General features: G+C 59.3%; 25 protein-coding genes. 12 read left to right on the top strand and 13 right to left on the bottom strand.

The window, feature by feature from the left end; translation table 11 throughout:
- Positions 1 to 3: 3 nt before the first annotated feature.
- Genes M6E97_RS19145 through M6E97_RS19135 form a run of 3 tightly spaced genes read right to left on the bottom strand, consistent with a single transcriptional unit; the run spans position 4 to position 2,075 of the window.
- Complete coding sequence (locus tag M6E97_RS19145; RefSeq protein WP_174217662.1) at positions 4 to 708, bottom strand: hypothetical protein; 705 nt, start codon at positions 706 to 708, stop codon at positions 4 to 6.
- Positions 705 to 1,496 carry a hypothetical protein gene (locus M6E97_RS19140; RefSeq protein WP_174217661.1) on the bottom strand — a complete coding sequence of 264 codons (792 nt, stop codon included), beginning with the start codon at positions 1,494 to 1,496 and terminating at the stop codon, positions 705 to 707. The genes M6E97_RS19145 and M6E97_RS19140 overlap by 4 nt, the downstream gene beginning before the upstream one ends.
- 9 nt (positions 1,497 to 1,505) lie before the next feature.
- The gene (locus M6E97_RS19135) at positions 1,506 to 2,075 is read right to left on the bottom strand and encodes a hypothetical protein (RefSeq protein WP_174217660.1); all 570 of its coding nucleotides are present in this window, start codon (positions 2,073 to 2,075) and stop codon (positions 1,506 to 1,508) included.
- Between the two features lie 317 nt (positions 2,076 to 2,392).
- Between M6E97_RS19135 and M6E97_RS19130 the strand changes: the two genes are divergently transcribed.
- The 6 genes from M6E97_RS19130 to M6E97_RS19105 all read left to right on the top strand — a co-directional run bounded on the left by M6E97_RS19130 (position 2,393) and on the right by M6E97_RS19105 (position 10,566).
- Positions 2,393 to 2,737, top strand: coding sequence for a hypothetical protein (locus M6E97_RS19130; RefSeq protein ID WP_174217659.1), 345 nt, complete (start codon positions 2,393 to 2,395; stop codon positions 2,735 to 2,737).
- A gap of 1 nt (position 2,738) precedes the next feature.
- On the top strand, positions 2,739 to 6,866 hold the full coding sequence (gene mobF / locus M6E97_RS19125) for a MobF family relaxase (protein ID WP_174217658.1): 4,128 nt from the start codon (positions 2,739 to 2,741) through the stop codon (positions 6,864 to 6,866).
- 429 nt (positions 6,867 to 7,295) lie between these two features.
- Entirely contained in the window at positions 7,296 to 7,709 is a 414-nt protein-coding gene (locus tag M6E97_RS19120; RefSeq protein ID WP_174217657.1) for a hypothetical protein, read from the top strand.
- Positions 7,706 to 7,972, top strand: coding sequence for a hypothetical protein (locus M6E97_RS19115; RefSeq protein ID WP_174217656.1), 267 nt, complete (start codon positions 7,706 to 7,708; stop codon positions 7,970 to 7,972). Before M6E97_RS19120 ends, M6E97_RS19115 begins: the two co-directional genes overlap by 4 nt.
- A gap of 271 nt (positions 7,973 to 8,243) precedes the next feature.
- Positions 8,244 to 10,010, top strand: a complete 1,767-nt coding sequence (locus M6E97_RS19110) for a hypothetical protein (RefSeq protein ID WP_174217655.1) — start codon at positions 8,244 to 8,246, stop codon at positions 10,008 to 10,010.
- Positions 10,011 to 10,107: 97 nt separating this feature from the next.
- Positions 10,108 to 10,566, top strand: a complete 459-nt coding sequence (locus M6E97_RS19105; protein WP_174217654.1) for a 3'-5' exoribonuclease — start codon at positions 10,108 to 10,110, stop codon at positions 10,564 to 10,566.
- Between the two features lie 70 nt (positions 10,567 to 10,636).
- Here M6E97_RS19105 and M6E97_RS19100 read toward each other — a convergent pair whose 3' ends face one another.
- The 6 genes from M6E97_RS19100 to M6E97_RS19075 all read right to left on the bottom strand — a co-directional run bounded on the left by M6E97_RS19100 (position 10,637) and on the right by M6E97_RS19075 (position 16,876).
- A complete protein-coding gene (locus M6E97_RS19100; RefSeq protein WP_174217653.1) occupies positions 10,637 to 11,227 on the bottom strand; it encodes a hypothetical protein in 591 nt (196 codons plus the stop codon).
- Between the two features lie 250 nt (positions 11,228 to 11,477).
- Positions 11,478 to 12,500 carry a hypothetical protein gene (locus M6E97_RS19095; RefSeq protein ID WP_217434988.1) on the bottom strand — a complete coding sequence of 341 codons (1,023 nt, stop codon included), beginning with the start codon at positions 12,498 to 12,500 and terminating at the stop codon, positions 11,478 to 11,480.
- 45 nt (positions 12,501 to 12,545) lie between these two features.
- Complete coding sequence (locus M6E97_RS19090; protein WP_174217652.1) at positions 12,546 to 13,175, bottom strand: hypothetical protein; 630 nt, start codon at positions 13,173 to 13,175, stop codon at positions 12,546 to 12,548.
- Positions 13,176 to 14,087 carry a DNA adenine methylase gene (locus M6E97_RS19085; protein ID WP_254611639.1) on the bottom strand — a complete coding sequence of 304 codons (912 nt, stop codon included), beginning with the start codon at positions 14,085 to 14,087 and terminating at the stop codon, positions 13,176 to 13,178.
- Positions 14,084 to 15,784, bottom strand: coding sequence for an ATP-dependent nuclease (locus tag M6E97_RS19080; protein ID WP_174217651.1), 1,701 nt, complete (start codon positions 15,782 to 15,784; stop codon positions 14,084 to 14,086). Before M6E97_RS19080 ends, M6E97_RS19085 begins: the two co-directional genes overlap by 4 nt.
- Positions 15,785 to 15,880: 96 nt before the next feature.
- Complete coding sequence (locus tag M6E97_RS19075) at positions 15,881 to 16,876, bottom strand: tyrosine-type recombinase/integrase (RefSeq protein ID WP_254611638.1); 996 nt, start codon at positions 16,874 to 16,876, stop codon at positions 15,881 to 15,883.
- A 167-nt stretch (positions 16,877 to 17,043) separates the two neighbouring features.
- Between M6E97_RS19075 and M6E97_RS19070 the strand changes: the two genes are divergently transcribed.
- Positions 17,044 to 17,688, top strand: a complete 645-nt coding sequence (locus M6E97_RS19070) for an MBL fold metallo-hydrolase (protein WP_174217649.1) — start codon at positions 17,044 to 17,046, stop codon at positions 17,686 to 17,688.
- A gap of 105 nt (positions 17,689 to 17,793) precedes the next feature.
- A complete protein-coding gene (locus M6E97_RS19065; RefSeq protein WP_003085808.1) occupies positions 17,794 to 18,507 on the top strand; it encodes an OmpA family protein in 714 nt (237 codons plus the stop codon).
- A 69-nt stretch (positions 18,508 to 18,576) separates the two neighbouring features.
- Here M6E97_RS19065 and M6E97_RS19060 read toward each other — a convergent pair whose 3' ends face one another.
- The 4 genes from M6E97_RS19060 to M6E97_RS19045 form a co-directional block, all read right to left on the bottom strand.
- Complete coding sequence (locus M6E97_RS19060) at positions 18,577 to 19,491, bottom strand: acyltransferase (protein ID WP_003085811.1); 915 nt, start codon at positions 19,489 to 19,491, stop codon at positions 18,577 to 18,579.
- A 126-nt stretch (positions 19,492 to 19,617) separates the two neighbouring features.
- Positions 19,618 to 21,732, bottom strand: a complete 2,115-nt coding sequence (pta, locus tag M6E97_RS19055; RefSeq protein ID WP_003085813.1) for a phosphate acetyltransferase — start codon at positions 21,730 to 21,732, stop codon at positions 19,618 to 19,620.
- A gap of 62 nt (positions 21,733 to 21,794) precedes the next feature.
- Positions 21,795 to 22,979 carry an acetate kinase gene (locus tag M6E97_RS19050; protein WP_003085814.1) on the bottom strand — a complete coding sequence of 395 codons (1,185 nt, stop codon included), beginning with the start codon at positions 22,977 to 22,979 and terminating at the stop codon, positions 21,795 to 21,797.
- Complete coding sequence (locus M6E97_RS19045) at positions 22,979 to 23,317, bottom strand: DUF3565 domain-containing protein (protein ID WP_003109430.1); 339 nt, start codon at positions 23,315 to 23,317, stop codon at positions 22,979 to 22,981. Before M6E97_RS19045 ends, M6E97_RS19050 begins: the two co-directional genes overlap by 1 nt.
- Between M6E97_RS19045 and M6E97_RS19040 the strand changes: the two genes are divergently transcribed.
- The 4 genes from M6E97_RS19040 to M6E97_RS19025 all read left to right on the top strand — a co-directional run bounded on the left by M6E97_RS19040 (position 23,286) and on the right by M6E97_RS19025 (position 26,355).
- Positions 23,286 to 23,771, top strand: a complete 486-nt coding sequence (locus M6E97_RS19040) for an FKBP-type peptidyl-prolyl cis-trans isomerase (protein ID WP_003085816.1) — start codon at positions 23,286 to 23,288, stop codon at positions 23,769 to 23,771. The genes M6E97_RS19045 and M6E97_RS19040 overlap by 32 nt on opposite strands.
- 205 nt (positions 23,772 to 23,976) lie before the next feature.
- Positions 23,977 to 24,459 (top strand): glutathione peroxidase, encoded by a 483-nt coding sequence (locus tag M6E97_RS19035; protein ID WP_003109429.1) that lies wholly within the window; start codon positions 23,977 to 23,979, stop codon positions 24,457 to 24,459.
- A gap of 152 nt (positions 24,460 to 24,611) precedes the next feature.
- On the top strand, positions 24,612 to 25,202 hold the full coding sequence (locus M6E97_RS19030) for a TetR/AcrR family transcriptional regulator (protein ID WP_003085819.1): 591 nt from the start codon (positions 24,612 to 24,614) through the stop codon (positions 25,200 to 25,202).
- A gap of 40 nt (positions 25,203 to 25,242) precedes the next feature.
- Positions 25,243 to 26,355, top strand: coding sequence for an NADH:flavin oxidoreductase (locus M6E97_RS19025; RefSeq protein ID WP_003085824.1), 1,113 nt, complete (start codon positions 25,243 to 25,245; stop codon positions 26,353 to 26,355).
- The last annotated feature ends 175 nt before the right edge of the window (positions 26,356 to 26,530 follow it).

Here is a 26,530-nt window from a genome sequence, read left to right as displayed (position 1 = left end):
TTATCAGCGCCGTTCGTGAATCGGCCTATAGATGATTTCAGATGCCAAGAAATCTTCGATCTGAGGGGCCAGGTAGAGGATGGACAACACGGCCCCTAGGATCGCCCCGGTAGCAAATTTGGCTAAGCTCCACTTACGTGCCGCCGCTAGGTGCTCAGCAAATCGAGTGCTCAAAAGATCGCGTTCGTTATTCAGTGCAATGTTGTGCTCTTTAACTCGCTCGCGGGTCGCAGCCAGTTCTTTCAGTGTCCGCTCTAGCTCAGCTTGTAATGCTTTGCTCCGATCTTCTGCTGCCTGGCATCGTTCCAACGATGAGGTGTCGATACGCTTCTGCATTTCTGTGAGCGCATTTTCAACCGTTTCCAGACAGCCAGATTTCATTGCCGCCTCGTAAGCGACACGAAGGATTCGCGTCGTGTCGGAGAGCAAAGCGCGCTCAAGAGATTCCCGGAAAGCTTGGGACTCCTCTGGGCGAAGCAGTTGTCGTGGCAAAGCTTTTAGCTGCTCATGCAACTGTGCAGCATCAGCTAGGCGATCGGCGTATAGCCCGACGCTGCTACCAGCGGCACCAATTTTCGACGCTAGCGACTCCGTGAGCTCCAGCAGGCCTGGCTGCGTTCCCACGCCCTCAAGGCGTACAACTAGTGTTCGGAGCTCGTGTACCAGGTCGAAGATGCTCTGGATACTGTCATCGCTCAGGGTGCTCATGCAGCCTCCTGGTCGGCTCCCCGGAGCTCGTCGAACTTGCCATGCAGTTGCTTGATCCAGGTGCTGGCTTCTTTCGCGATTGCTACTACCTCGACCAGCACCATACAGCGTCGTGCGTCTTTGCCTTTCCCATCGCGATCAAGGATCAGGCTCTGCTCGCGGAGCTGAGCGATCAGAGCGTCTGCTCCGGCGGCGATTTCCAGCAGCGTTTTCCCAAAGTTGCGCGACAGGCCATACCCCTCAACACCGGGCATGATGAGAACCGGTACATTGAGATCTTCGCCGAGGTCAAAAACGTCGCCGTACAGAGCGCGGATGCGACGGTCGTTGGGATCCTGGGTTTTGCGGCTTAGCCCATTAAGCACCAAAGCTATTTTTGCAGCAGGCTCATCTTCACGGATTCTGTTGATGGTCCGCTTTGCGTTTTCTACGTCCTGGCCCACGTCTTTGACCGGCACCAAGATCAGATCGAACCGACCGAGCAGGCCGTTGCGGCCCATGGCGGCAAGCGCTGCCTCGGCGGTCTGGTTGCCGATATCCAGGACGAAAGATTTACCGGCGAATTCCTCAAAAAGATCGAGGACGGCAAAGCCGGCATCACCGTCCACTACTATCTGGCGCGATTCGATTTCCGAGCTTTTCATCCAGCGCGAGTCGACGTTCTGGTCGTCGAGCTCAATCAGCGTGGCAGTGCCCTCGCGATCTAGGAGATATGTCGTGGCCACCTGCTGGGCGATGGTGGATTTGCCGACGCCACCTTTGGTCGAGGTGCAGAGAATTCGAATCATGGGTTACTCCTAACTTGAGTGGTCTTTTCGCCCGAGCACCTGCTCGATGAGCGAGTTCACGTTTTCAGGTCTCGCCTGGTCCGCGGCGGCCGGTGCCTGGCTTGCAGGCGGGGTGGTCTTTTCTTGAGTTGCTGCAGTTGTCGCTACAGATTCAGAAGGGGTGTTCCTCTCGATTACGTCAGGGTGTAGCTCGCGCCCAAAATCAGGGTCGGCACCTGTAGTCCGGACGTTCGCCAGAAACTCCCGATATTCACGAGCCAGGAATTTTTGGATGAATTTCCGCAGGCTGTTGTAGCTGACGACGATCCCGGCTCGTTCCAGCATTTCCTGCTGCTGCGTAATGGGCGTTCCTAAACGCGTTGCCTCGCGCAGGATGTCGATTCGCGGGAGCAGAGCTTTCGTGACGCTTCCTCTTACGTTTTTTTGGCCGCTGCCTGATTGTGCGGCTGCTTTCATGCGCTCCAGCTCGGCCTTCAATGCCGCCGTTTTCCGGTCGGCCTCTTCCTGCTGCATGCGGATCCACTCCAGCTCTTCTTTCTCATCACGGGCGCGCTCGGCGTCAGTGCGTTGGTCGTACATGGCGATCACCTTGATTTGTTGTGATTAGTTGGAAACTGCTTTCCAACTCTATCAAAGGTTTCGCCTGTCCTTGCCTTTTTGTTGCAAACACGATGCAAACATCTGGCGGTTGTTATTCATATTAGTTGCAAACTGATGCGAGTCAAGCATAACTTGCATAAAGAGAAGCGAAATGCTTGCATATTGGTGGCGGAAGCAGAACACGGCTGCACTCGCTTCGCGAGGTGCATCCGTGCCAGCCCGCACCACCCGGGCATTACGAGAGATCGGCGAGCTACTACAGCGGTAGTAGCCACCCCTGAAGGGCAGGAGAGGGAATGGCTTTCGAGAGGAAAAACCACACACAGAGCATGGCTACTGAGGCCGCTCAGCAGGCGTTCGAGCGCCTCGCTCGGGACCTGCGGGTCCCGAAATCGGCTGTGCTGCAGACCATCCTGGAGGCTGTTCCGACCGCAGATTTGGTCGCCCTGGTGCGCGGTGATCTGGCTCTGCATACGGCCAAAATCGTCGCCCTGGAGCCCGAGGAGTCGCTCGCGATCCGGTCTGAGATTGAATCCTCACTCGCCCTTTTGGGGGCTCGGATCGCGGAGGCGAGCCGGTTGGGAGCGCAGCGCGCGGTGGCTGAACACCTCAAGTCTCTGTTCAACGCCGAGGGTGCGTGAGGTGGCCATCTTCACGATCGACAAATTCACCGGCGGCGATATCGGCGCGCGGGCGAACTATTTCGAGCGTGGCGAGGGCCAGGTCCTCGGCGACGAGCACGATCAGGTGCTGTCTACCGGGGGGGAGGACTACTACCACAAGCCCGGCGCCGACACGCTGCTGGCCGAGTATCTCGGTCAAGGCGCCGAGGCAATGGGGTTGGGTATCACGCCACAGGATGGTGATTACGCCGCCCTGATGAGCGGCATCAACCCCCGCACCAGGGAGTCCTATGTCCTCAAGCGCCGCCAGGATCAGCTTGAGCGTGGCACCGGGACGGCGGGGTTCTCGACCAGCCTCAACGTGGATAAGACCCTCTCGCTGGTTTATGCCTCGCTACCGCGCGAACAGCAGATCATTTTTGAGCGGGCCATGATGGAGGCCTCGAGAAGGACCTTTGAGTACGCGGAGAAACAGGGGTACTTCGGCTACAGGCTTGGCGCCCAAGGGGTGGGGCGCTACGCCGGAAAGGCCATGGCCGCTTCGTATTTGCACTTCACCAATCGGAACCAGGAACCTCATCTCCATGTTCACATCGAGATTCCGAACGCCTGCCTTACGCCTGATGGCGAGTGGCGGCCGCTCGATGGTGGCGAGCTGTACAAGCGTCAGGGAGAGTTCGCGGCCCTATTTGATTGCTATCTAGCCCACGCACTCGGCCGGGATCTCCCTCAGCTTGCCAAGCATTTTGAAGCTGACCTCGCGCGGAACGGGCTTCGCGTGGGCGGCATTTCCCGGGAAACCGTGCTGGAGTTTTCCACCCGCCGCATGGAGATCCTCAAGGTGCTCGACGAGATGGGTGCGAGTGGCGCTGATTCGGCACGAGGCGCAGCCAAGCGCACGCGCGAGGGAAAGAAGGAGCGTGACTCAGACGAACTCCGCGCCGAATGGCGCGAGCAACTCCAGAACCTTCACCAGGAGCTGCAACGCGGCGACCTGACCCCGGAAACTAAGCTCTTCGCCGAACAGCTTGTGTTCCGCAACGCCTCCGTATTTGGCGAGCACGCCCTCGATCGCGCTGCTGCGCAGCTGGCGATTCTGCATGGAGGCGAGCCAGCGATCCCGGCAATCAAGGCTGGACTTATCCGTCAGCTCGGGGTGATCGAGCTGCCGCAGGAAGGGCGCCACCGCGAATTCACGACCGAGATCTACCGCCAGCTCGAAGCCGAGCTGCTGGCCTACGCCCATGCCGCTCAGCGTCCTGAGGCTCGATTCACGATCAAACCGCTCGATGTGGAAATGTCCATCGCGCGTATCGAGCGGGAAAAGGGCTACCCTATGCGCGACGAGCAGCGCGCAGTCGTTCGTTTTTGTACTTCCGGGGCTCGCTTTCAGATCATCCAGGGCGCTGCCGGTACTGGTAAATCCGTCAGCCTGGCCGCGCTACGCGAGGCCTACGAGTCTGCAGGTAACCGGGTGATCGGTCTGGCGCCGTCTGGCGCAGCTGCCGCGGAGCTGCAGAACTCGGCTGGCATCCAGGCTCGCACAATCCACTCGCTGCTGATGCGCCTGGAAAACGACAACGCTCAGTACCGGGAAAAACTGCGTCCCAGCGACGTCATCATCTGCGATGAGGCGGGCCTCGCGGATCTGCGCACCCTGCACAAATTGGCTGGGTACTGCGACGCGGCCGGCGCCAAACTCATCTTAGTCGGTGATGGCCGCCAGCTAGAGGCCGTGGGTTCCGCCTCGGTGCTGGACATGCTGACCGAGGAGGTTGGCTGTGCTGAGCTGATCCAAATCGCACGCCAGAAAGATCCAGCAGATCGTGCGATCTCTCAGGCCTGGTTCGAGGGTCCAGCGGAGCAGGGCGGCCCTGATGCCCTGGAGATGATGAAGGCCCGCGGCCTGCTGAAAATGCCTGCCAACGACACCAGAGACAAACCCATCGATTTGGTTATGCACGACGCCCTGCAGGCGCACGCAGAGGGCACCGACTGGCAGGAAATCCTGCTGCTGGCTGACCGCAATCAATCCGTCCGCTCGCTGAACAACAAGGTGCGGGAGCACCGATTCGAGATTGGCGAACTGGACAAGGCCCAGCAGGTCCGCATTCCGGTGGAGACCGGCCGAGGTGATTACGCCGACCTCGATCTGGCTCCAGGCGACCGGATCATGCTGCGGAAAAACCAGAAGGTCGATGGCGAGCCGGTCTACAACGGCGACCGCGCGACACTCACCAGGATCGAGCGCGTGCAGACCGGCACAGGCGATAACGGCGAGCCGATCTACGACACCAAGCTCACTGCGCGCCTTGATCGCACCAAGGAGGAGGTGAGCTGGAGCCTGTCCGACTACGCCTCGATCGATCACGCCTACGCGATGACCGTGCACAAGAGCCAGGGTCTCACAGTCGACCGGGCGTTCTACCTGACCTCCGAGTCCACGGATCGCCGCCTCGCTTACGTGGCATTTACGCGATCGCGCTATGCCTGCGCGTTCTACACCGCGAATGACCAGGATTCGCTCGACACCCTCGCGCGCAACACCGAAGGCTTTAAGAGCAAACGCTGCGCCCTGGACGCCGATAAAGAGTTCCGCGCCCTGATCCGCGCCAACGCTGAAGCCGGACTTTACGAAGATCGGCCGATCAAGGCCCAGCAGCCGAGCACCAAGGATCTACTGGAGAAAGCCGGCGAGCGTTTCGAGTACCCGACCGAGCCGAAGGCTGAGCCCAAAAAGTCGCCAGAGATCCAGGTCATGCCAGCCACGCAGGCCGACCATGACCTTTCCGTCGCCCGGGGTTTCGCGGTGACCGGGCTGATCGATCTGCCAAACGACACCCGCCAGAAGCCGGGCAAACCCTATGAGCTGCCGGCCGACGCCAAGCGCGTTGCGCTGTTGGCCGAGCCAGTCCCTCTACTCCCAACCCCAAAGCAGGAAGACGAAAATGAGCGAGCTGAACGATCTGTTGCCGCCGACCAAGGCCAAGTAGGTTCCGATATGGCTAAGCCTCGTCGCGTCTGGACGAAGGCCGAGCAACAGCGCGAAACGCAGGCTATCCGTGATCGCGTGGATCTGCGCGATCACGCTGAGCGGCTCGGTTACGTCCAGGTAAGCGGATCTGGAGCCCGTGTGCGGATGGAGAAAAAAGCGTTGGATAAGGCTGACCCCATGCGTGAGATCACCCTCAAGCCCAATGCCAAAGGCGAACCGAGCTGGGTAGCGACGAAGGCCGGGGCAGGATCTGGCCTCGGCGGCGACGTTTTCCACCTCCACCAACGATCGACCGGACAGAGCTTTTTGGAAACCCGCGACGAGTTGCGGAAGGTCGCTTTCAACAAAGATTTCGAGGCCGGCGCTCGCTATCAGGGCATGAGCACCGCAGAGCGCGATGCGAAAGTCCAGGCCAGGATAGAGGCGGAGGCACTCAAGAAGGAGCTTCGCCGCAGGAAGGCCTACGAGAAGTACCAAGAGACCACCGCAGAGCCGAACCGGTTCTTGCTGGCCCGCGGGATCATCGAGCAGACCCTCGCCGAGACGAAATCACGGACAGACCGGCACGGTAACGCTGTTTTCCCGCATGTGCGCGAAGACGGGAAATTCACTGGTTTCGAACGGAAGCAGGATGGCCCTGCGCTTTTCTCTAAGAGCGAGCGAGGCGTCTACATCGCCAACCCAAGCTGCGAGAATCCGAAGCGAATCAAAGTTGCAGAGGGCGGCCTAGATGCCCTGAGTCTCTACCAGCTCGATACACCAGAACAGCGCGCTCGCACGCTCTACGTCAGCTCAGGCGGAAACCCGGCCGATGACACCGCCCGTGCACTGCGCGGCCTGGCCAACCGTACTGGTGCCCGGCAGGTCGATCTCGTTTATGACCGGGACGATGCAGGCACCCGGCATACCGAAGCACTGAAGCAGCTGCTTGCCGAGCAAGCCCCCGACCTGCAGGTCGCTGATCGCCGGGACGACTACAAAATGGCTGAGGGCGAGGATCCCAACGACTTGTTGCAGCGTCAGCAGAACAAGCCGGCGCAGGCTGCATCGGAGTGGGATCAACAGGCGAAAACCCAACAGCCGGTGGCCGCTCAACAGCCTGCCGCCCTGGAGGGCGTCGAGGAATTTAGAGAACAGGGGAGGTCAATGTGATGGACCAGAACGAAACGCATTCCAGAAGTTCTGCGGAGCGCTCCGTCTTTGATCTCGCCGAACGTGAGCAGATCCGCCGACACGCACTGTGAATTGCATTTTCTTCCTGGAGCCGGGCTGACGAACGAAGGGCTGCGCTGGAGGATCTCGCACTCGTCGTTGAGCACGACAAGAAATTCCCACTCGGAGCAGCAGCGCATTTGTCGGCTGATGAAATCCGCGCGCTGGTGTCCGTCATCGTCCGCGACGGACACACACCTCATGTCCGCGACGCTGATATCCCCGAGCCGTGGCTGACACGATTCGGAATCGCCTCGATTGGCTCAACTCGCAGCCTGAGCGGAGCTTACGCCTACGACTGGGAAAACTTTCTGAGACTGTGGAGCGAGGAACAGGCGAGGCTGCTCTCTGCTCTGGAGGATCTGGACAATGTCTAATCAAGGAAGTCTGCTCGCGCAGCAGATGCGCGATCTACAGATCCACCGCTACGAAATCGAGCTGGCCCAGCTGAAGGCGAGTGCCGGCGATCCCCTGGCTGCGCCATTTATGCGAGCCTTGGACGCAATCACCGGCGCGGCAGAAATCGTCGAGGCCTACCTCACTCCGGCGCCAATCGGCATCGGCCGTGAACCAGGCTGGAGCCTCGTGGCATTCAGCGAGCGCCCGTTGCCAGTTGGTCAGCATGTCAATTTGATCGTCGCAGCCCAGGAGGACAGCGATAGCTTCGAGATCACTATCGAAATATTCTGCTGGTCGGAGAACGCTCAGGAGCTCGCTGAGGCGATGGTCACCGGCCTTCTCATCTGGCCAATGAATGCTCCCCTGAACAAGGAAAAGCCATGACGCGCCGAATCACCTTGAATCTCGACCTGAACGAAAACGATCTCGACGCGCTGCAGGCAGTGCTATCCAATCCTGCCGCAGTCGCAAAAGCGATCGCTCCGAGAGATCCCCGCGAGCAGATCCGAATTGTCGACGTGCTCGCCGAAATGGCCGGGGGCGTTGCCAAGGCGCTTGCTCATGTAATGGCTAATGCCATCGACAAACAGATTGTCTCTTCGGAGGAGAGGTGGGGCGGGCGACATGACAGATACGGCGAAAACTGATGCAGCTCTCAAAGCATGTCCTGCGAAAAAAACTAACCCCCTGGTGCGCAGTACCGGCAGGCCGGCCCGAGGCGTGGGGGTTATTCTTGTCGGTTAGGGTATTGGGCTCGCGGACAGGCGTCAACTCGGAGTAGGCGGACGCCTGCGAAGCGGTATGTGGCCCACCTATGCACGGTGCATAGGTCCCTGGAGCACTCCTATTTGAACTCGCCCTGATCAGCCATTGCTGGATTAAAGTAGCGGCTGCCGAGATCTCTTTGAGAGCCGATCTATGACCGAAGCCTGGATTCTTCAAACCTCTGAAATTCGGCGTCCGTTTTCGCGGGCGACCTGGATCCCCCTTCGTGCATCGCTAAATGACGAGCAGGGCAACGTGAAGGAAGTGGGGTATGTCGGGGACGTGTTCGCCTGTGGCTCCGTCGCCTTTCCCAAGCAGCATCAAGAGCTCGCCGAGCGCTTGAGTTGGAGCGACATCGGCATCGGGCATACCGTGGCGCCGTATGCCTATTCGGACGGCCATTACTCGCCGATCGATGAGTATCAGTACAACGACAAGGAGCCCATCGGGGTCAACCTCGTTTTCGAGCATCGGCAGCCCGTGGTCGGAGGCCGGCAGTGGATTCTGAATCCGGACTTGGTGGTCGCGCTTGGCCTGATTAAGGAGGGGCCGAACTGGGTTAGGCCGGAAGAAGACTTTGTCGTGGTCGCAAGGGAGACGGTGGACAGCGATGGCAGCCATCGCCTGATCGAGATCAAGCGGGAATTCCTGATGGATTACCTGGCCGCTCGCGGCCTGTCTCTCCGTCTGTCCTATTACCGTCAGCGCGTCGAGAACGTCGCCAGCCTCAAGGACAGTTCCTATGCAGGCCTGAATGAGATCCAAGAGCAGCGTGAAGGCGGAAGATACGAATTGCGCATCAAGGAGCTGGATGCCGTGTTCGGTGGTAGTTGGGCGTTCTTCCGAATGTGGCGTACTGACGTCGACGAGGAGGAAGACGCGCCCATCATGGGACCCGAGACGGACGACAACACCGCCTCGGAGAGCTCTGAGGGGCATCGAAGCGGCTATCCTGGAGTGCGTGTTGAAGGCGAGTTCTGGAGAGACGAGTGGATCGAGCACCAGGGCAAGAGCACCCGAGTGCGCGGGGATCAAGATCAGAACTTGCCGCACTTTATCGTCGACACCGATGGTTCACGCAAATTCTCGGCCGAGCTCAATGATGAAGACATCGGACGGTGGCTCTGGTTCCGCCCGTCCGTGGTCACCGAGCTCCTGACGCATCGAGGCTTCTCCCTGAAGTGGTGCACGGCTGAAACCGGCGCGATCAACTCCACCTCGGGGTACTCGATTCATTTCGGGATCAACGCCTCGGAGCTCATCACCGTCTACGCCTACGACATCGCCAGGCTGCCCGCCTGGGAGCAGTTCGTCTGGGCCGCGAGTAACGTCGCGCCGGAGGGTAAGGTCAGCGCCGAACTCCTGGCCTCTCAGGTCAAAGCGCAGCCGGCAGACACCCATGCCGTGGAAGAGTTGCTATTCGGGTGCATGCGGTTGCTGGAAGCCGAGTTCCGCAAGGCATTCGGAGTGTCGCTGTTCTCGCACGAGATAGACGATGATGCGTCGATGCAGCACGTCTCTCGTTTTTCGAGCAAAGATCAGACTTCACTCCTGCGGCTGGCTAAGGAGCTCGTTCGCATCTTCTCGGATCGACTCGACGTTCGCTCTCTTCGAAAGCTATCCAACCACCCTGACAAGGAGAAACTGGGCTCTAACAAGCTGCTGCAGAGTATCTTGGCCCAGAAGGCCGGAGAGGCGCGTGCGCGCGAGGTATTCGCTGCTATCGCTGGCGCATACGACATGCGCCTTGGCGACGCGCACCCGACGAGCTCGAAGATCGGCGAAGCCTTCAAGCTCGCTGGTATCGACAGCACCGCGTCGTATCTGCGGCAGGGTGAGCAGTTGATCAGCAACTTCGGTCACGCTATTTGGTGCACTGGAAGTCTGCTTTTTGGGGGCCACGAAAAGAGCGAGGGCTGAGCCGTTCGCTGTCGGAAGATTCAATGGCGGCAGGTCGGCGGATCGTAATGATGGCGAAGACCTATGCACGGTGCATAGCTCAACGGAGCAACCACGGATGACGAGGCACCGGGTCTACTTAGACACCGAATTCACGAATCTAAACCGCTACACCTACAAGCTAATCAGTCTTGCCCTAGTTGTACCAGGCGGCTCCGAGTTCTATGTCGAGCTGACCGATGCTTGGAAGAAGGGCGACTGCTCAGACTTCGTCCAGGAGATTGTGTTGCCACAGCTGGACCTGGTGGCCTATGGACGCACGACAGAGCAGGCACGAATAGAGTTGCTGGATTTTCTCCAGGAACTCGGTCCGGTGGAGATCATCAGTGATGCGCCTGATTGGGATTGGCCGTTGCTGGTGTGGCTGGCAGGCCCGGGCGGGTTACCAGAAGGAGTAGAGGCGGGGAGGATCAGCGGCGACAACGAGGTCGCCGCCGAGGGGGAGGGGGCGCCCCACCATGCTCTCCAGGATGCCCGGATGCTGGCTCAATTGGTGGAGCGATCCAACCTCGCATGACGATAAGCCATGTACGGAACATCACAAGTCTGTGAGTTACCGTACATGGTTAGATTGAAGGCGGTTCGCTTTAGAAACGAATACCCACCACCTCTCCATCATCGTTCAAAGCCGGTTGCCCATATGTATCCACCAGTTTTCCCTTGAAGAAGACAAAGCGTGGAGGCCAAAACGAGTGCTTGCCCACTAGGGACAAGAGTTGCTCGGCTGTGGCAACTTGGTCGGAGCGCTTCAGTCGGAAGAAGTACATGCTGCCCCAGTCATCGCTGAAGTACTCCTTGAGGTCACTCGGATCTAGCGTCTCCGAAATCGGCCTTTCGTCAGGATCTTCTTCGTCAGGTTGACTGGCATAGTTTTCAAACAGTCGATCTTGCAGAAGTTTGAAAGCATAAGGCTCCCACTTGAGAGGGGAGTCCTCATCCTCTGTGTCAGGCATTTCTGATGGGTCGAAAGCCAGCAGAAATCCTCGGCGGTATGCATCCTCAATCGGCTTGCATTGCTCCGCAGCTTCTGCGACTTGATGCCAGTTATCAAAATCAGCGGCCTTGGCCGTGATCTCAAGGGCTTCGTGATGCGGGATATCCCTTTCTCGCTTTATGCGACGAGCACGTTGCTTAAGGCGAGAGATGGCTTCTTGCGGGATCAAGTAAATGCGTTGCATGTAGAGGCTCCTCTGTTCGCGGAGTGCCGGTGCCCACTGCCGAGATCCGCACAGGGAATCCCAAACGCATTAAGTAAGAATCGTCCCATTCGGGTTTGCCAAGGTGGGCAGCAGGCTTCGATTCAGCCTGCGCTTATCGTATAAGAGTACCGGCTGTTCAATCAAGCGGCTTGACTTGCTATGGTTCTAATAAATATGGGACGGCCACATACGAGTGATCGGCCAGACAACTGATGCGCTTTTGCTCAGATTAAAATTCCTCTCTCTTAGCCTCCGTCGGAAGAAAATCTGGCATTGTATGAGGCCGCATGTGGAAAATGTGGGATACAAATTTTTGGCTGTATGCAGCGTCTAATGCAGCTGAGAAGCTCACCACGTTTTTTGTGATCTGTTCCTTACGCAGCAGCCCACGCCAGTGCGGCCTATTGTCGTGTGACGATTCCCAGTTCAAAAGCTGAACTAAGGCGGTGTGAGCGAACTGTATACCATTATCGCCGGCGACAAAGCTAAGTTGCACATGCGAGTCGGTGTGGTCTTCCTTTTGTTCTAAATCCCACGCGGTGATTAGTGATTGGATCTCGCCATCGACATCTATGCGTCGCTTGCCTTCGCGATCGGTAAAGGCCACATCATCGATAGTCATCATCCATTGTTCTTCGTGACCATCTTCTGTTGCTTTTGTCTCGATAATTTTGTCCTTACGAAATCGAAGATGCACGCCGACACCAGTGCCAATCTTGTATGCAACATCTCCGGCCATTACTCCTAGAAGGTTTTCTCGCATTGCTGTTTCAAGAGTAATGTTAAAATTTGTGGCGGATTTTTTCATGTGTCGTGCCTCGAACAAACTCCAAATACTGTGGAATTTCCATGCTATGAGCAAAGGCATGCCCATTAGATCTGCATAGTTTTGTAGGCGACTCAAGTAATCGGGCTTGAATGATAGGAGCTTGTTTCTCTTGGATTTCACCTCAATTAACACTGGGGATGTGTTGGTCTGAGACGAGAATCTAGCCAGCAAATCAGGTACTTGGAACTCTTGCCTTGATGTGATGGGAATCTGTTGTTGGTCGAGCTTATGCAGTAGTTGGCATTTCCCTAGCCAAGCGCAGACTACCGAGAATTCGTCCTCCAAGGGCAGGCCTATGTCTAAACGGCGTACTCCCTCGGCCACCGTTTTAGGGTCTGCGCTCCACCCCAGTTCGGCAAGAACATCCTGAATAAGTCTTTCACCATCCGTTGGCATTTCCAGTTTTGTATGCTCTTTTGGCATTATGTATACCTGACAAGCAAGTAGTCCACAGGGTAGGCCTAAAGCTCAGTAGTCGTTTTTTAGTGTTAGTTTTACCCATTCAAAGAAGATGGGTTGTTCGGAGTTTATCATTTGCGTGGTGCAGTGTATTTTCTTTTGCTCTGGTGACCCTATATATAAAGTGCAGATGCCTTTTTGCCAGTTGAAACTGATACCATGTAAAGCAATTGATCCACTGCTTGCTATGTGGTTAATGTCAACGTCACAAGGTTGCCTGAATCTCCATCTATCGGTCGCGCTCAGGAATAGCTCTACAATATCTACGAAATTCTCGGTTTCTTCGAGTGTGGGGATTTTAAATTCATGCTCAACGCTGTTTCTGGCTTTATTGATTTTGTCTAGGATTCGCGGAGCGACAAAACCACACTTTCTTATGAAGTCTATGAGTGATGGATATCTGCCTAGCTTTTTCAGATCTCGCGCACCAAATCCAAGGCATAGATCCTCCAGGCGCATGTGTAAGGATCTCTTTGCATTAGAGAGAGCGTTGATAAGGTGACGAGATGTATTTCCGTCGCGGAGATCTTGTTGTGCGAAGTCTAGATAGTCATGAGCTGAAGGAGAGTCACGAAAAGACATGGCTATCCAGGAATATTCTCCAATTTCGTCTGGTGTAATTGCGGCTGGATTAAACATTCATCTTCGCATCTTCGGGGTTGAGTGTAGGTGGATGTTGTTGTAGAACATTACTTCTTGCCCGATTGGGCGTTGAAGGTGTGTCGAGTAATGAAATGAAAACTCCACATGATTAGAGTTTTTATAGATTTCACGGATTTCACTGCAGTTGTCATATGTGACTAGCCAAGGGGCCTGTAAGCTGCAAACTTTTTCGGCAATCATTGCATGGTCTTCAGGCTGGTAGTGATTCCTGTAGAGTTGTCCGCCTTTTTGATAGTAAGGTGGGTCCAAATAGACAATGGTATCTTTCCTGTCCCTCCAGTTGTGGAGTAGTTCTAAAGCATCTAGATTGGTTAAATGAATATGTTCTCGGAGCGAGGCGATCTTGTCTATGCGGCTTAGAAGTCCGATCTTGTTGTAACGTGCATCGATCTTGTATTTGCCCGTTTGGCTTTTTCCGCCAATAACCCCGCCATTAATTATTCCTGAACGATTTGTTCTGTTCAAAAAGAAAGCGGCAAACCCAAGCTCAACCCTGCATGGATTGTCTTGGTTGGATATAATGCGCTTTTGAATTTCCCATGTCTCAATGCTGACTTCTGTGTGAAGAATTTTTTCCTTTAGAGCGTCCGTCTCATTGAGTAGCGCCCACCAAAAAGAATAAACGGCAGGATCTATGTCGTTAATTGCAATGCTTTTAACTAGCTTGTTGGTTAGAAGGTATACAGCTGCACCTGCTCCGCCAGCATAGGGTTCGATGTAAGTGCTGTTTTCTAATTTATTGAACTTCAGAAGCTCGGATAGCCAGTGGCCCAGGCGCGCTTTACCTCCTGGATAGCGCAGCGGCGTGACAAATGATGGCGCTATAGACATGGCATTTTTTACAAAATGAAGGTTGATTATTTTCTCATTATTTTTTGCTTTAGTCAAAGACCATCAATTTTCCCTAGTATCCCAGGCTCTACTCCAAAGCCTTTGTCTAAGGTGTGTCTAAACTTGGCGATGAAATCATCTTTAAATTTTTGGCATGCTTGTTGGTTGTCTGCTATCCAGCGTTTCCAAGGGTTTTGCTGTTTGGTTCTGAGTTTTAGGAGTTTTTGGGTGTGTTCATTTTTGTAGAAGGCTTTGAAAAGCTTTCTTAGTTTCTCGCTTTCTTTTTCTCTTGTTTTGTCGTGTATCCCTTCGTAGTACTCTGATAGCGCTTCGGAGAGGTTTACGGTGTCGCCTGTGATGTTAAGTGCGTTTATTATGTCTCGGGTTACGCTGTCGAAGACGGGCTTTGTGTATTTAGGTTTGTTTTGCCATAAAACGTCAGCGGCTGGTAAGTTGTAAAGGAATTCAAATAAAAGCTGGTCGGGAGGCAGTTCTCCAGGAAGCAAAATAATGCTATTGGCGTTGTGGGTCTGCTCAACATCTCCGTCAAGTACTATGATGCTTTTGTATGTGAATTCCGGGATTTTGTGCTTTATTAGATGTAGATAATTTCCGCATCCGAGAGAGATGTCGCTCAAGGGGTTGGTTAGTTGCTTGATGCTGTGCCGAAATAGTAGTTCGTTGAAGAAGTCTGATCCTTCTCTGTCTTCAAAGTAAATATTTACTTTTGGTATCGATAGCTCATCTTGGGTTGGTATCGTTTGTGTCATAAGGTCTGCATAGATATCTATCCATGATTTATCTTGCAGGCATTGTACTTTTCCGTATGTATCGCTCAGGTAAATTGTTTTGAAGCGCCTTTGATACTTTTGGCTAAGCGAGTGTATGTGTTCAATAATTGTCGGGGAGTGCGAGGTCATCAGTACTTGTATGTTTAGCTCGTTGCATTCTCTGACAAGTATGTCTAGTAGCTTCGTTTGCGCAGCAGGGAAAAGGCCTGCGTCAGCTTCATCAATCAGAAGTAGCCCTCCTTTATAGTCAGGATATTCTTCTTTGAGTCTGCGAAAAGACATCAGGGCGAGGACTATTTGACCTGCGTTGTCCTCCCCGGCTGAGACAGAGTCTTGGTCATAGTTTGTTCCGTGGGCTACGGCAGACTTGATGGTTCCAATCGTGGCAGTGGCGTTGGTTGAGCGTTTATTTAGAAGTTCATTGTTTAGCTGTACAAATTTTGCTCTATTTTGGGTGAGGTATTCGTTGTCTTTTACCTCGTACTTATCGCGTACAGCGATGGGCATTAGGCGCTTAAGGCTTAGATAAATTACCGGGTGGGTTAAATTCCGGCTTGTATTTTTACCAGGGATGGATGTGTTGTTTCTGACTACGGGGCGAGCTTTGCTCCCCTTTCGTTGTATTAGTCTTAAATCAGGAGATACATCTTTTTCTGTATAGCCATCGTGTACGGTGAAATTGACATCCATCGAGCCAGGGATGTCGTATATTTCGGAGAATCTAAAGTGTTCGGCTGGGAAGGATTTGAACGGGTCGCCTGTCAGCGTTCTGTTGGTTATTGCTTGGTCGGCTACGGGGTTTGTTTCGAAGCTGAATACTTGTGCTGCAATTCCTAATATTGAAGATTTTGATGTTCCATTCTTTCCACATACAACGGTGATTTGGGTGCCGAGGTCGAATTGGACATCTTCGAGTGCTCTAAATTTTTTTATGTGGATATTTTTCAGTCTAGTAGTGGCCATTAACCGAATTCCTTTTAGCGTCATGCAATGGCTGAGTGCGAGAGGCATAACGCTACTACGCTGCTGAGCGCAGGGCAATTAGGCGAGCGGGGCTGGCTAGCTTAGCTTTTTCGCTAGGTCCTCAGTCCTTGGGTGGTAATAGCGCATGAGCATTCTCGTGTCTTGGTGGCCGGTGATTTTGGTCAGCTCATGCAGTGGGAAGATCTCAGCCAGGCGCGAGGTAGCCTCATGGCGTAGATCGTGAAACCGAAGGTCGAGCAGGAATGGATCTATGGCGATTCGATCTGCAACCTCCTCTGGCTTTAGCCCCTCGGATTTGAGGTGCAGCTCAAGCCCTTCCTCATAAGCGTTGCGAGCATCATTCAGGGCATCCAGAAACGCCTTGGTAATAGTGTCCGGCTGGCTCTTGAAGACTCGGCCGTCCTCTGGCTTCGGTTGGTTTTCAATGATCGCTGCAGCTCGGCTGGATAGTGGCACTCCGCGTGAGGAGCCATTCTTTGTGATGGGCAGGAGGGCGGTTCGCTTTTTTAGGTCTACGTTAGCGCGAAGCAGGCCAGAGATCTCGCCGCGACGCATGCCTGTTTCAACTGCGAATCGAGCGATCTGTGGCAGCTCGGTCGAGCGTGAGTGGCGAGAGATCATCTCCAACTCGTCGAGATGCTCACAAACCAGTTCGCCGTTCTGGAGCGTCCACACATTTGCGCTCAGGATTCGCCTGTCTCTTGCGTCATCGACGCTTGGCTGACGGATTAGCTCGACGGGGTTGCTCAGCGATTCCATGCGCCACTCTTTGCGGGCGATCGTGAAGACATGGGAAATCAGTGCTAACTCACGGCGGACCGTGGCTGGTGCTAGGCCTCCAGCTAGACGCTCGTCTCGATAACTAGCCATGTCCGCTCCCCGGATGCTTGCGATTGATCTGAGCGCTAGCGGGTGGCGTAGCAGAACCTTAATGCGTGACAGCTCGGAGTCACTGCTGCGCTTTTTTGAGGTCACTTGTTCGGCGTACATCTCCAGGGCGTTGGCGAATGAGGTCGACTCGGCTTCGTTACGGCTGACGAACACGCCGGCATCCATTTCGCGCTCGATCATGGTTGCCCACGTTTTCGCTTCTGCCTGGGTGTTGAACGTCTTGGTCTGCAGGGGCCATCCTTTGCGTCTGACCTGCACTTGCCACTGGGATGGGCCACGTTTACGAAGGGTCGCCATTTCTAAACTCAGTGTGACAAAATTGTGCCAAATATCATAAAGGAATACCTATGGAAGCCGCAAAGACCTTGCTGATCCGCGAAACCTTCCCTGTCGGGCCTTTGCAGTGCAACTGCACCATCATTGGCGATCCGCTGACCAGGAAGGCCATCGTCGTCGATCCGGGCGGCGACCACGAACTGATCCTGCAGCGCCTCGACCGCCTCGGCCTGCAGGTGGTCAGCATCATCCATACCCACGCGCACCTGGATCACTTCCTCGCCTCCGGCGAGATGAAGAAGCGCACCGGCGCCAGCCTGCACCTGCACAAGGACGACCAGTTCCTCTGGGACAACCTGGAGATGCAGTGCCAACTGTTCGGCGTGCCCTACACGCCGGTGCCGGCCCCGGACCGCTGGCTGGCCGACGACGAGGAACTGGCCTGCGGTTGCGGAGTGGCACTGCACACGCCGGGGCATACGCCGGGCTCGATGAGTTTCTGGTTCCCCCGGGCGAAGCTGCTGATCGCCGGCGACACCCTGTTCCGCCGTGGCATCGGCCGCACCGACCTGTGGGGCGGCGACTCGGCGGCGATCCAGCGTTCGATCAGGCTGCGCCTGTACAGCCTCGACGAGGACGCCACGGTGGTCGCCGGCCACGGCCCGGACACCACGCTGGGCGAGGAGATGCGCGAGAATCCCTTCGTCAGGGGCTGAAAAGGATTTTTCCGAGCATCGGGAATTTTGCCACCTGGCTATGCTCTAAGATGTCGGCCGCCCCTCACGCAGGGGCGTTTCAGTACCTCGAGGAGTAGTTTTCCCATGTTCACCTCCCGTTGCCTGCCTCTGGCCGCAGCCGTCACCGCACTGGCGCTGCTCGCCGGTTGTGCCAACAACAACCCCTACGACACGCAAAGCCAAAGCCAGGGTGGCATGAGCAAGACGGCCAAGTACGGCGGACTGGGTGCGCTGGCCGGCGCCGTCGCCGGCGCCGCGATCGACCACAACAACCGTGGCAAGGGCGCGTTGATCGGCGCTGCCGTTGCCGGCGCGGCCGCCGCGGGTTATGGCTACTACGCCGACAAGCAGGAAGCCGAGCTGCGTCGGCAGATGGAAGGCACCGGCGTGGAAGTGCAGCGCCAGGGCGACGACATCAAGCTGATCATGCCGGGCAACATCACCTTCGCCACCGATTCGGCGAACATCGCTCCGAGCTTCTACGCGCCGCTGAACAACCTGGCGAACTCGTTCAAGCAGTACAACCAGAACACCATCGAGATCGTCGGCTACACCGACAGCACCGGCAGCCGCCAGCACAACATGGACCTGTCCCAGCGTCGTGCGCAGAGCGTGGCCGGCTACCTGACCGCCCAGGGCGTCGACGGCACCCGCCTGAGTACCCGCGGCATGGGCCCGGACCAGCCGATCGCGAGCAACTCCACCGCCGACGGTCGCGCGCAGAACCGGCGCGTCGAGGTCAACCTGCGACCGGTTCCGGGCGCCCAGGGCCCGGCGCAGACCCAGCCGCAGTACTGATCGCGGCCTGGAAGAAAAAGCCCGCCATTCGGCGGGCTTTTTCATGGGCGCTGGTCGGCGCTCTTCGTCCTACGCCTTGGCGTTACCGGGAAACTCGCGGTGCAGGCTGTCGAGCAACTGGTCCTTGCGCTCCCACAGCTGGTTGACCCATTGCTGGAATTCCGCGCGGTAGCCGGCGTCCTGGTCGTAGCTCTTGCCGACGAACTGGCGCGGAATCTCCAGTTCTTCGAAGCGCACCACGACGTCCTTCAGGCGTCCGGAAAGCAGGCACCAGAAGGTCGGGCTGCCGTCCGGGTAGTGGATAGTCACGTTGACCAGGGTCTTCAATTGCTCGCCCATGGCGTCGAGGACGAAGGCGATGCCGCCGGCCTTGGGCTTGAGCAGGTGGCGGAACGGCGACTGCTGCTCGTCGTGCTTGGCGCGGGTGAAACGGGTGCCTTCGAGGAAGTTGAACACCGCTACCGGGATGCGGCTGAACTTGGCGCAGGCCTTGCGCGTGGTCGCCAGGTCCTGGCCTTTCTTCTCCGGGTGCCTGGCCAGGTAGGCCTTGCTGTAGCGCTTCATGAAGGGGAAATCGAGGGCCCACCAGCACAGGCCGATGATCGGGACCCAGATCAGTTCCTGCTTGAGGAAGAAGCGCAGCAGCGGGATGCGCCGGTTCAACTGGTATTGCAGGACGAGGATGTCGACCCAGCTCTGGTGGTTGCTGGTGACCAGGTAGGAGTGTTGGTACTCCAGGCCCTCCAGGCCCTGGACGTTCCAGCGGGTGCGCTGGACCAGGTTCATCCAGCCCTTGTTGCAGGCGATCCAGCCTTCGGCGATCAGGCTCATGATCTTGCTGCACAGGCGCTGGGCGGCGGCGAACGGCAGGAGCAGCTTGACCAGGGTCATGCCGAACAGCAGGCAGGCCCAGCACAGGGTGCTGGACACCAGCAGCAGGCCGGCCAGGGAGCCGCGCAGGAAATGGGGGAGAAACGACAGCATCAAGGAGTCCTTGTACGTAGGCGCCCGGCCAGGGCCGGGCGCGTGGAGCGGGGCGTGGTCCCGCCGTTCACATGGCACATCCTCGTGCCTGGCCGAAGCCAGTGCCGCCCACTGGGCGGCGTTCCTTCAGGCCGGGGCCTGGGCGTCCGCCTGGATGGCGGTGAGGGCGATGGTGTAGACGATGTCTTCCACCAGCGCGCCGCGCGACAGGTCGTTCACCGGTTTGCGCAGGCCTTGCAGCATCGGCCCGACGCTGACGCAATCGGCGCTGCGCTGCACCGCCTTGTAGGTGGTGTTGCCGGTGTTCAGGTCGGGGAAGATGAACACCGTGGCCTGCCCGGCCACCGGGCTGTTCGGCGCCTTCTGGCGGCCGACGCTGGCGATGGCGGCGGCATCATACTGCAAGGGTCCGTCGATCAACAGGTCGGGGCGCTGCTCGCGCGCCAGGCGGGTGGCCTCGCGAACCTTGTCGACATCGACCCCGGAACCGGAGTCGCCGGTGGAGTAGCTGATCATCGCGACCCGTGCCGGGATGCCGAAAGCCTGCGCCGACGCGGCACTCTGCACGGCGATCTCGGCCAGGTCACTGGCCGAAGGATCGGGATTCACCGCGCAATCGCCGTAGACCAGCACCTGGTCCGGTAACAACATGAAAAACACTGACGACACCAGGTTGTAGCCGGGCGCGGTCTTGATCAGTTGCAGCGCCGGGCGGATGGTGCTGGCGGTGGTGTGGATGGCGCCGGAGACCAGGCCGTCGACCTCGTCCAGGGCAAGCATCATGGTCGCCAGGACCACGCTGTCCTCCAGTTGCTGCTCCGCCATCGGCGCGTTCAGCCCCTTGCCCTTGCGCAGCTCGACCATCGGTTCGACGTAGCGCTGCCGAACCAGGTCCGGGTCGATGATCTCCAGGCCTTCCGGTAGCACGATGCCCTGGGCCTGGGCCACCGCCTGGACCTCGTCCGGCTTGGCCAGCAGCACGCAGCGGGCGATGCCGCGCGCCTGGCAGATCGCCGCCGCCTGCACGGTGCGCGGCTCGCTGCCCTCGGGCAGGACGATGCGCTTGCCGGCCTTCTGCGCGCGTTGCACCACCTGGTAGCGGAACGCCGGCGGCGACAGGCGCAGCTCGCGCGGCGTGCCGCAGCGCTGCTTGAGCCATTCGAAATCGATGTGCCCGGCGACGAACTCGGTGACCCGCTCGGCGCGCTCGCGGTCGTCCACCGGGATTTCCTTGTTCATCCGGTTCAGGTTGGTCGCGGTGTCGTAGGAGCCGGTGGCCACCGACAGCACCGGCAGGCCGCCCTGCAGGGCGCCGCGGCAGAGTTCCATGATCCGCGGGTCGGGCGGGAAGTCGCTGCACAGCAGCAGGCCGGCCAAGGGTACGCCGTTCATCGCGGCCAGGCTGGCGGCGAGGATGATGTCGTCGCGGTCGCCGGGGGTCACCACCAGCACGCCGGGCTTGAGCAGTTGCACGGTGTTGGGCACGGCGCGGGCGCATAGCACGATCTTCTGCACCCGGCGCTGCTCGTAGTCGCCGGCGTTGATCACCCGTGCGCTGAGCAGGTCGGCGATGTCGCGGGTGCGCGCGGCGTTGAGTTCGTCCTGCCAGGGAATGCAGCCGATCAGGCGGAAGTCGTCGCGCAGCAGCGGCGAGTGTTCGGTGAGGCGCCGGGCGAAGTCCGCCACGCCGTCCTCGGCGTTGGCCGCGTCGGCCTCGCCGCGGACCTTGTTGAGGATCACCCCGAGCACCTTCGGATCGCGCGGGCCGCCGAACAGCTGGGCCTGGATCTCGATACGGTCGGTCAGTTCGGTGAGCGTCTCGTTTTCCGGCGCGGAGACCAGGATCACCTCGGCGTCGAGACTCTTCGCCAGGTGGAAGTTGACCCGCGCGGCGTAGCTGGCGTGACGGGTCGGTACCATGCCTTCGACGATCACCACGTCCTTGTCGGCGGCGGCGCGCTGGTAGAGGCTGATGATCTCTTCGAGCAGTTCGTCCAGTTGGCCGTCGCCGAGCATCCGCTCGACCTGGGCCAGCGGCAGCGGCTTCGGCGTATCCAGGCCGTGGGTGCGCGCCACCAGTTCGCTGGAGCGCTCCGGGCCGAGGTCGCCGGGATGCAGCTGGGCGATGGGTTTGAAGAAGCCGACCTTCAGCCCGGCGCGTTCCAGGGCGCGAAGCAGGCCGAGGCTGATCGAGGTGAGGCCGACGCCGAAACCGGTCGGGGCGATGAAGAAGGTATGCATCTGGGCTCCTTAAGCCGTGCGTTTGGCCACGCCGCCTGGTTGGGCGGGGGCGTCGATCCAGTTCAGTCGAGCAGGGCCAGCGTGTCGAGGGCGATCTGCCGCTCTTCGTTGGTCGGGATCACCAGTACCCGCGGATGCCCCGCGGCCTGGATCGGCCCGGCGACGCCGCGCACGCAGCGGGCGTTGGCCTCCTGGTCGAGGCGCAGGTCGAACAGCCGCAGGTGGGCGGCGGTCTTGGCGCGCACCAGCGGCGAGTTCTCGCCGATGCCACCGGTGAAGATCACCCCGTCCAGCTGTGGCAGGGCGCAGCTCATCGCCGCCAGGGACTTGGCCAGGCGGTAGCAGAACACCTCGATCGCCAGGGCCGCGCCGGGGTGGCCCTGCTCGCGCTCCTGTTCCAGGGTGCGCATGTCGTTGGACAGGTCGGAGAGGCCGAGCAGGCCGCTTTCGTTGTTCAGCATCGAGTCGATGCGCTCCAGGCTCCAGCCCAGGGTCCGCGCCAGGTGGCTGTGCAGGTTGGGGTCGACGTCGCCGCTGCGGGTGCCCATTACCAGGCCTTCCAGCGGGGTCAGGCCCATGCTGGTGTCGAGGCTCTGGCCGTTGACGATGGCGCAGGTCGAGCTGCCATTGCCAAGGTGGGCGCTGAGCCAACTGCTGTCGCCGACCGCCAACCCGGCCATTTCCGCGGCGCGGTGGCTGACGTAGCGGTGGCTGGTGCCGTGGAAGCCGTAGCGGCGCACGCCATGCTCACGGTAGAGGGCCTCCGGTAGGGCGTAGCGGTAGGCGTGCTCCGGCAGGCTCTGGTGGAAGGCGGTGTCGAACACGGCGACGTGGGGCAGCTTGGGAAACAGCGTCATTGCTGCCTCGATGCCTTGCAGGTTGGCCGGGTTGTGCAGCGGCGCCAGCGGCGCGGTGGCCCGGATCGCCTCGACCACCCGGTCGTCGATGCGCGTGGCATGGGTGAACAGCTCGCCGCCATGCACCACCCGGTGGCCGATGCCGTGGAGCTTGCCGCCCGCGGCGTTCTGCACCATCGGCAGCAACTGGGCGAGGGCGGCGCGGTGGTCGGCGTTGGGAATCATCAGGCTGTCGCTGTCGCCGCCGCGCTTCCAGCGCAGCACCGCATCGCGGCTGCCCAGGCGCTCGGCGAGGCCGTGCAGGGGAAACAGGGAGTGGGCCTCGTTGACCAGGGCGAACTTGATCGACGAACTGCCGCAGTTGATCACCAGTATGTTGCGTGAGGGCATCACTGCTCCTTGGTCTGCTCTTCTTCTTCCCGGGCACACCAGCCGCAGCGAAATTCGCGGCCGAGCTGTCTGTGCCGCTCGTTTTCGTCAAGGACCCAGGCGCGCGATTGCCAGGGCGGTTGGTGGCGCAGGTGTTGAGTATGGCCACAGGACAAGACTGCCACCCAATGGCCTTCCTCGTCCTGATGAAAATCAATCACCCGCGACGGCGCTCGCGCGCCCCGTTCATCAGGGGCGCGGTCGCTTTCGGGGCTATTGATGCGTACACTTACGCATTCATCTTCTTTATCGAAAAGGTTTCGAACCATGCAGATCGCGGCCAACAAGGCGGTTTCCATCGACTATACCCTGACCAACGACGCCGGGGATGTCATCGACAGTTCCGCTGGTGGCGCGCCGCTGGTCTACCTGCACGGTGCCGGCAACATCATCGTCGGCCTGGAGAAGGCCCTGGAAGGCAAGAACGTCGGTGACGAACTGAGCGTCGCCATCGAGCCGGAAGACGCCTATGGCGAATACAGCGCCGAACTGGTCGCGACCCTGACCCGCGAGATGTTCGAAGGCGTCGACGAACTGGAAGTCGGCATGCAGTTCCACGCCTCGGCTCCGGACGGCGGCATGCAGATCGTCACCATCCGCGACATCGACGGCGACGACGTGACCGTCGACGGCAACCATCCGCTGGCCGGCCAGCGCCTGAACTTCAAGGTCAAGGTAGTCGACGTGCGCGAGGCCAACGCCGAGGAAATCGCCCATGGTCACATCCATGGCGAAGGCGGTCACCACCACTGATCGGCGTTCATTCGCCGATTGATGGCCTGGGCCGTCCGCCGGCGGAACTGCTAAGCTGGTATAGCGAAAGGCGCCTTTGGGCGCCTTTCGCGTCATGCGCCATGCCTGGGCTCTTTACCCCGTCCCTGGGGATGCGCCGCAGCCAGGGTTCTTGCCCGGTGCGGGGCTTGGCACGTTGTGTCGCTGAATGCGCAAGGAGTACGTCATGAGTGCCTTTCACGATCTCACCCTGCAGGGGTTGGATGGACAGGACCTGCCGCTTTCCCCGTTCAAGGGCAAGGTGCTGCTGGTGGTCAATGTCGCCTCCAAATGCGGCCTGACACCCCAGTACGCCGGCCTGGAGAATCTCTACCAGACCTACCGCGAGCGCGGTTTCGCGGTGCTCGGCGTGCCCTGCAACCAGTTCGCCGGCCAGGAGCCGGGCAGCGAGGCGGATATCCAGTCCTTCTGTAGCCTGAACTATGGCGTCAGCTTCCCGATGAGCGCCAAGGTCGAGGTCAACGGCAGCGCGCGGCATCCGCTCTATCGCCTGCTGGCGGGCGAGGGCGCGGAGTTTCCCGGCGACATCACCTGGAACTTCGAGAAATTCCTCCTCGGTCCCGACGGTCGCGTGCTGGCGCGTTTCAGCCCGCGCACGGCGCCGGACGACCCGGCCCTGGTGCAAGCCATCGAGAAGGCCCTGGGTTGATCTCCCCCGCGGGACGCGTTCGCGTCCCGCCGCTTCCTTTCCTGTCTTGCGCCGGTTCATGACGCAACGCGATAAGTCCCTGCCTGTAACGCCTGATCACCGCCGTTGATAATGCTGGGCGGACGAGACGACCGGTCATATTCTCTCGTTCCATGACTAGCAACCGACTCGACAAGCGCGAACTGATCCTGGCCAAGGGCTCCGAGGTCATGACCCGGCGTGGCTACCACGGCACCGGGGTGCTGGAGATCGTCCAGGCCGCGCGCATCCCCAAGGGCTCCTTCTATCACTACTTCGACAGCAAGGAAGCCTTCGCCCAGCAGGCCCTGGAGCACGTCTACGCGCCGCGCCTGGCGCGCTACGCCCAGGCCCTCGGCGACAGCCGCTTCAGCCCGCGCGAGCGGGTGCTGCGCTACTACGGCGAGCTGCTGGAGCACTTCGCCCGCCAGGAAAAGCCCGAATACCACTGCTTCATCGGCAGCCTGAGCTTCGAGATGGCCGAGCTGTCGCCGCCGATCGCGGCCAAGGTCGAGTCGATCCTGCAGGCTTCCGCGCAAATCCTCCAGGACTGCCTGGAGCAGGCGCGCGAGGCCGGCGAACTGGCCGCCGACGAGGACTGCGCGAGCCTGGCCGGCTTCATCGGCTTCGCCTGGCAGGGCGCCCTGGCGCGCTTCAAGGTCGGCGCCGGCCTCGCTCCGTTGAATGCTTTCATGTCGCGCCTGGAGCTGCTGCTCCGCGCCTGATACCTGCCCGAACCTCCCATTCCCCCTCAGGAGTCCGTCCATGAGTGCCCCCGTAGAAGCCCTGTTCCAACCGTTCCGTCTCGGCGCCCTGGAGCTGCCCACCCGTGTGGTGATGGCGCCGATGACCCGCAACTTTTCCCCGGGCGGCGTACCCAACGCCAAGGTCGTCGAGTACTACCGCCGGCGCGCCGCCGCCGGCGTCGGCCTGATCGTCAGCGAAGGCACCACGGTCGGCCACAAGGCCGCCAACGGTTATCCGAACGTGCCGCGCTTCTATGGCGAGGACGCCCTGGCCGGCTGGAAGCAGGTGGTCGACGCAGTGCATGCCGAGGGCGGGCGCATCGTTCCGCAGCTCTGGCACGTCGGCAGCGTTCGGCGCCTGGGCGTGGAGCCGGACGCCAGCGTGCCCGGCTACGGCCCGATGGAGAAGGCCAAGGACGGCAAGGTGCTGGTCCACGGCATGAGCAAGGCCGACATCCAGGAGGTCATCGCCGCCTTCGCCCAGGCCGCCCGCGACGCCCAGGCGATCGGCATGGATGGGGTGGAGATCCACGGCGCCCACGGCTACCTGATCGACCAGTTCTTCTGGGAAGGCAGCAACCAGCGGGACGACGAGTACGGCGGCAGCCTGGCCAATCGCTCGCGCTTCGCCGTCGAGCTGGTGCGGGCGGTGCGCGCGGCGGTCGGCGCGGATTTCCCGATCATCTTCCGCTTCTCCCAATGGAAGCAGCAGGACTATTCCGCGCGCCTGGTGGAAACCCCGGAGGGCCTGCGCGAGTTCCTCGCGCCGCTGGTGGAGGCCGGCGTCGATATCTTCCACTGCTCGACCCGCCGCTTCTGGATTCCCGAGTTCGAAGGCTCGGAACTCAACCTGGCCGGCTGGACCCGCGAGCTGACCGGCAAGCCGACCATTACCGTGGGTAACGTCGGCCTGGACGGCAGCGAGTTCCTGCAATTCTTCGGCAAAACCGACGAGGTGGCGCAGCCGGCGAGCATCGACGGCCTGGTGGAGCGCCTGGACAAGGGCGAGTTCGACCTGGTCGCGGTGGGCCGCGCGCTGCTGGTGGATCCGGAGTGGGCGGTGAAGGTCCGCGAGGGGCGTATCGGCGACATCAAGCCGTTCAGCCGCGAGGCCCTGGCCAGCCTGGTCTGAAGGCGCGTCCGCGACGCACCGGCCCGGCGCCGCGCCAGCAAGCAGATCCCACCCCTCGGGGTGGGATTTTTCATGGCCGTGATTTTTTCCGAAAACCCGCCCTGCGACCGGCTGACTTCAAAGTCCGAAACCGGCATTGTATGACCGCCAACACAACAATAGGCCGAGAAACGGC

The organism is Pseudomonas sp. B111, assembly GCF_026428275.1.
GTDB classification, from domain to species: Bacteria; Pseudomonadota; Gammaproteobacteria; order Pseudomonadales; family Pseudomonadaceae; genus Pseudomonas; species Pseudomonas aeruginosa.
The sequence above is the reverse complement of the archived record's forward strand: the minus strand, read 5'-3'. Positions and strand labels throughout refer to the sequence as shown.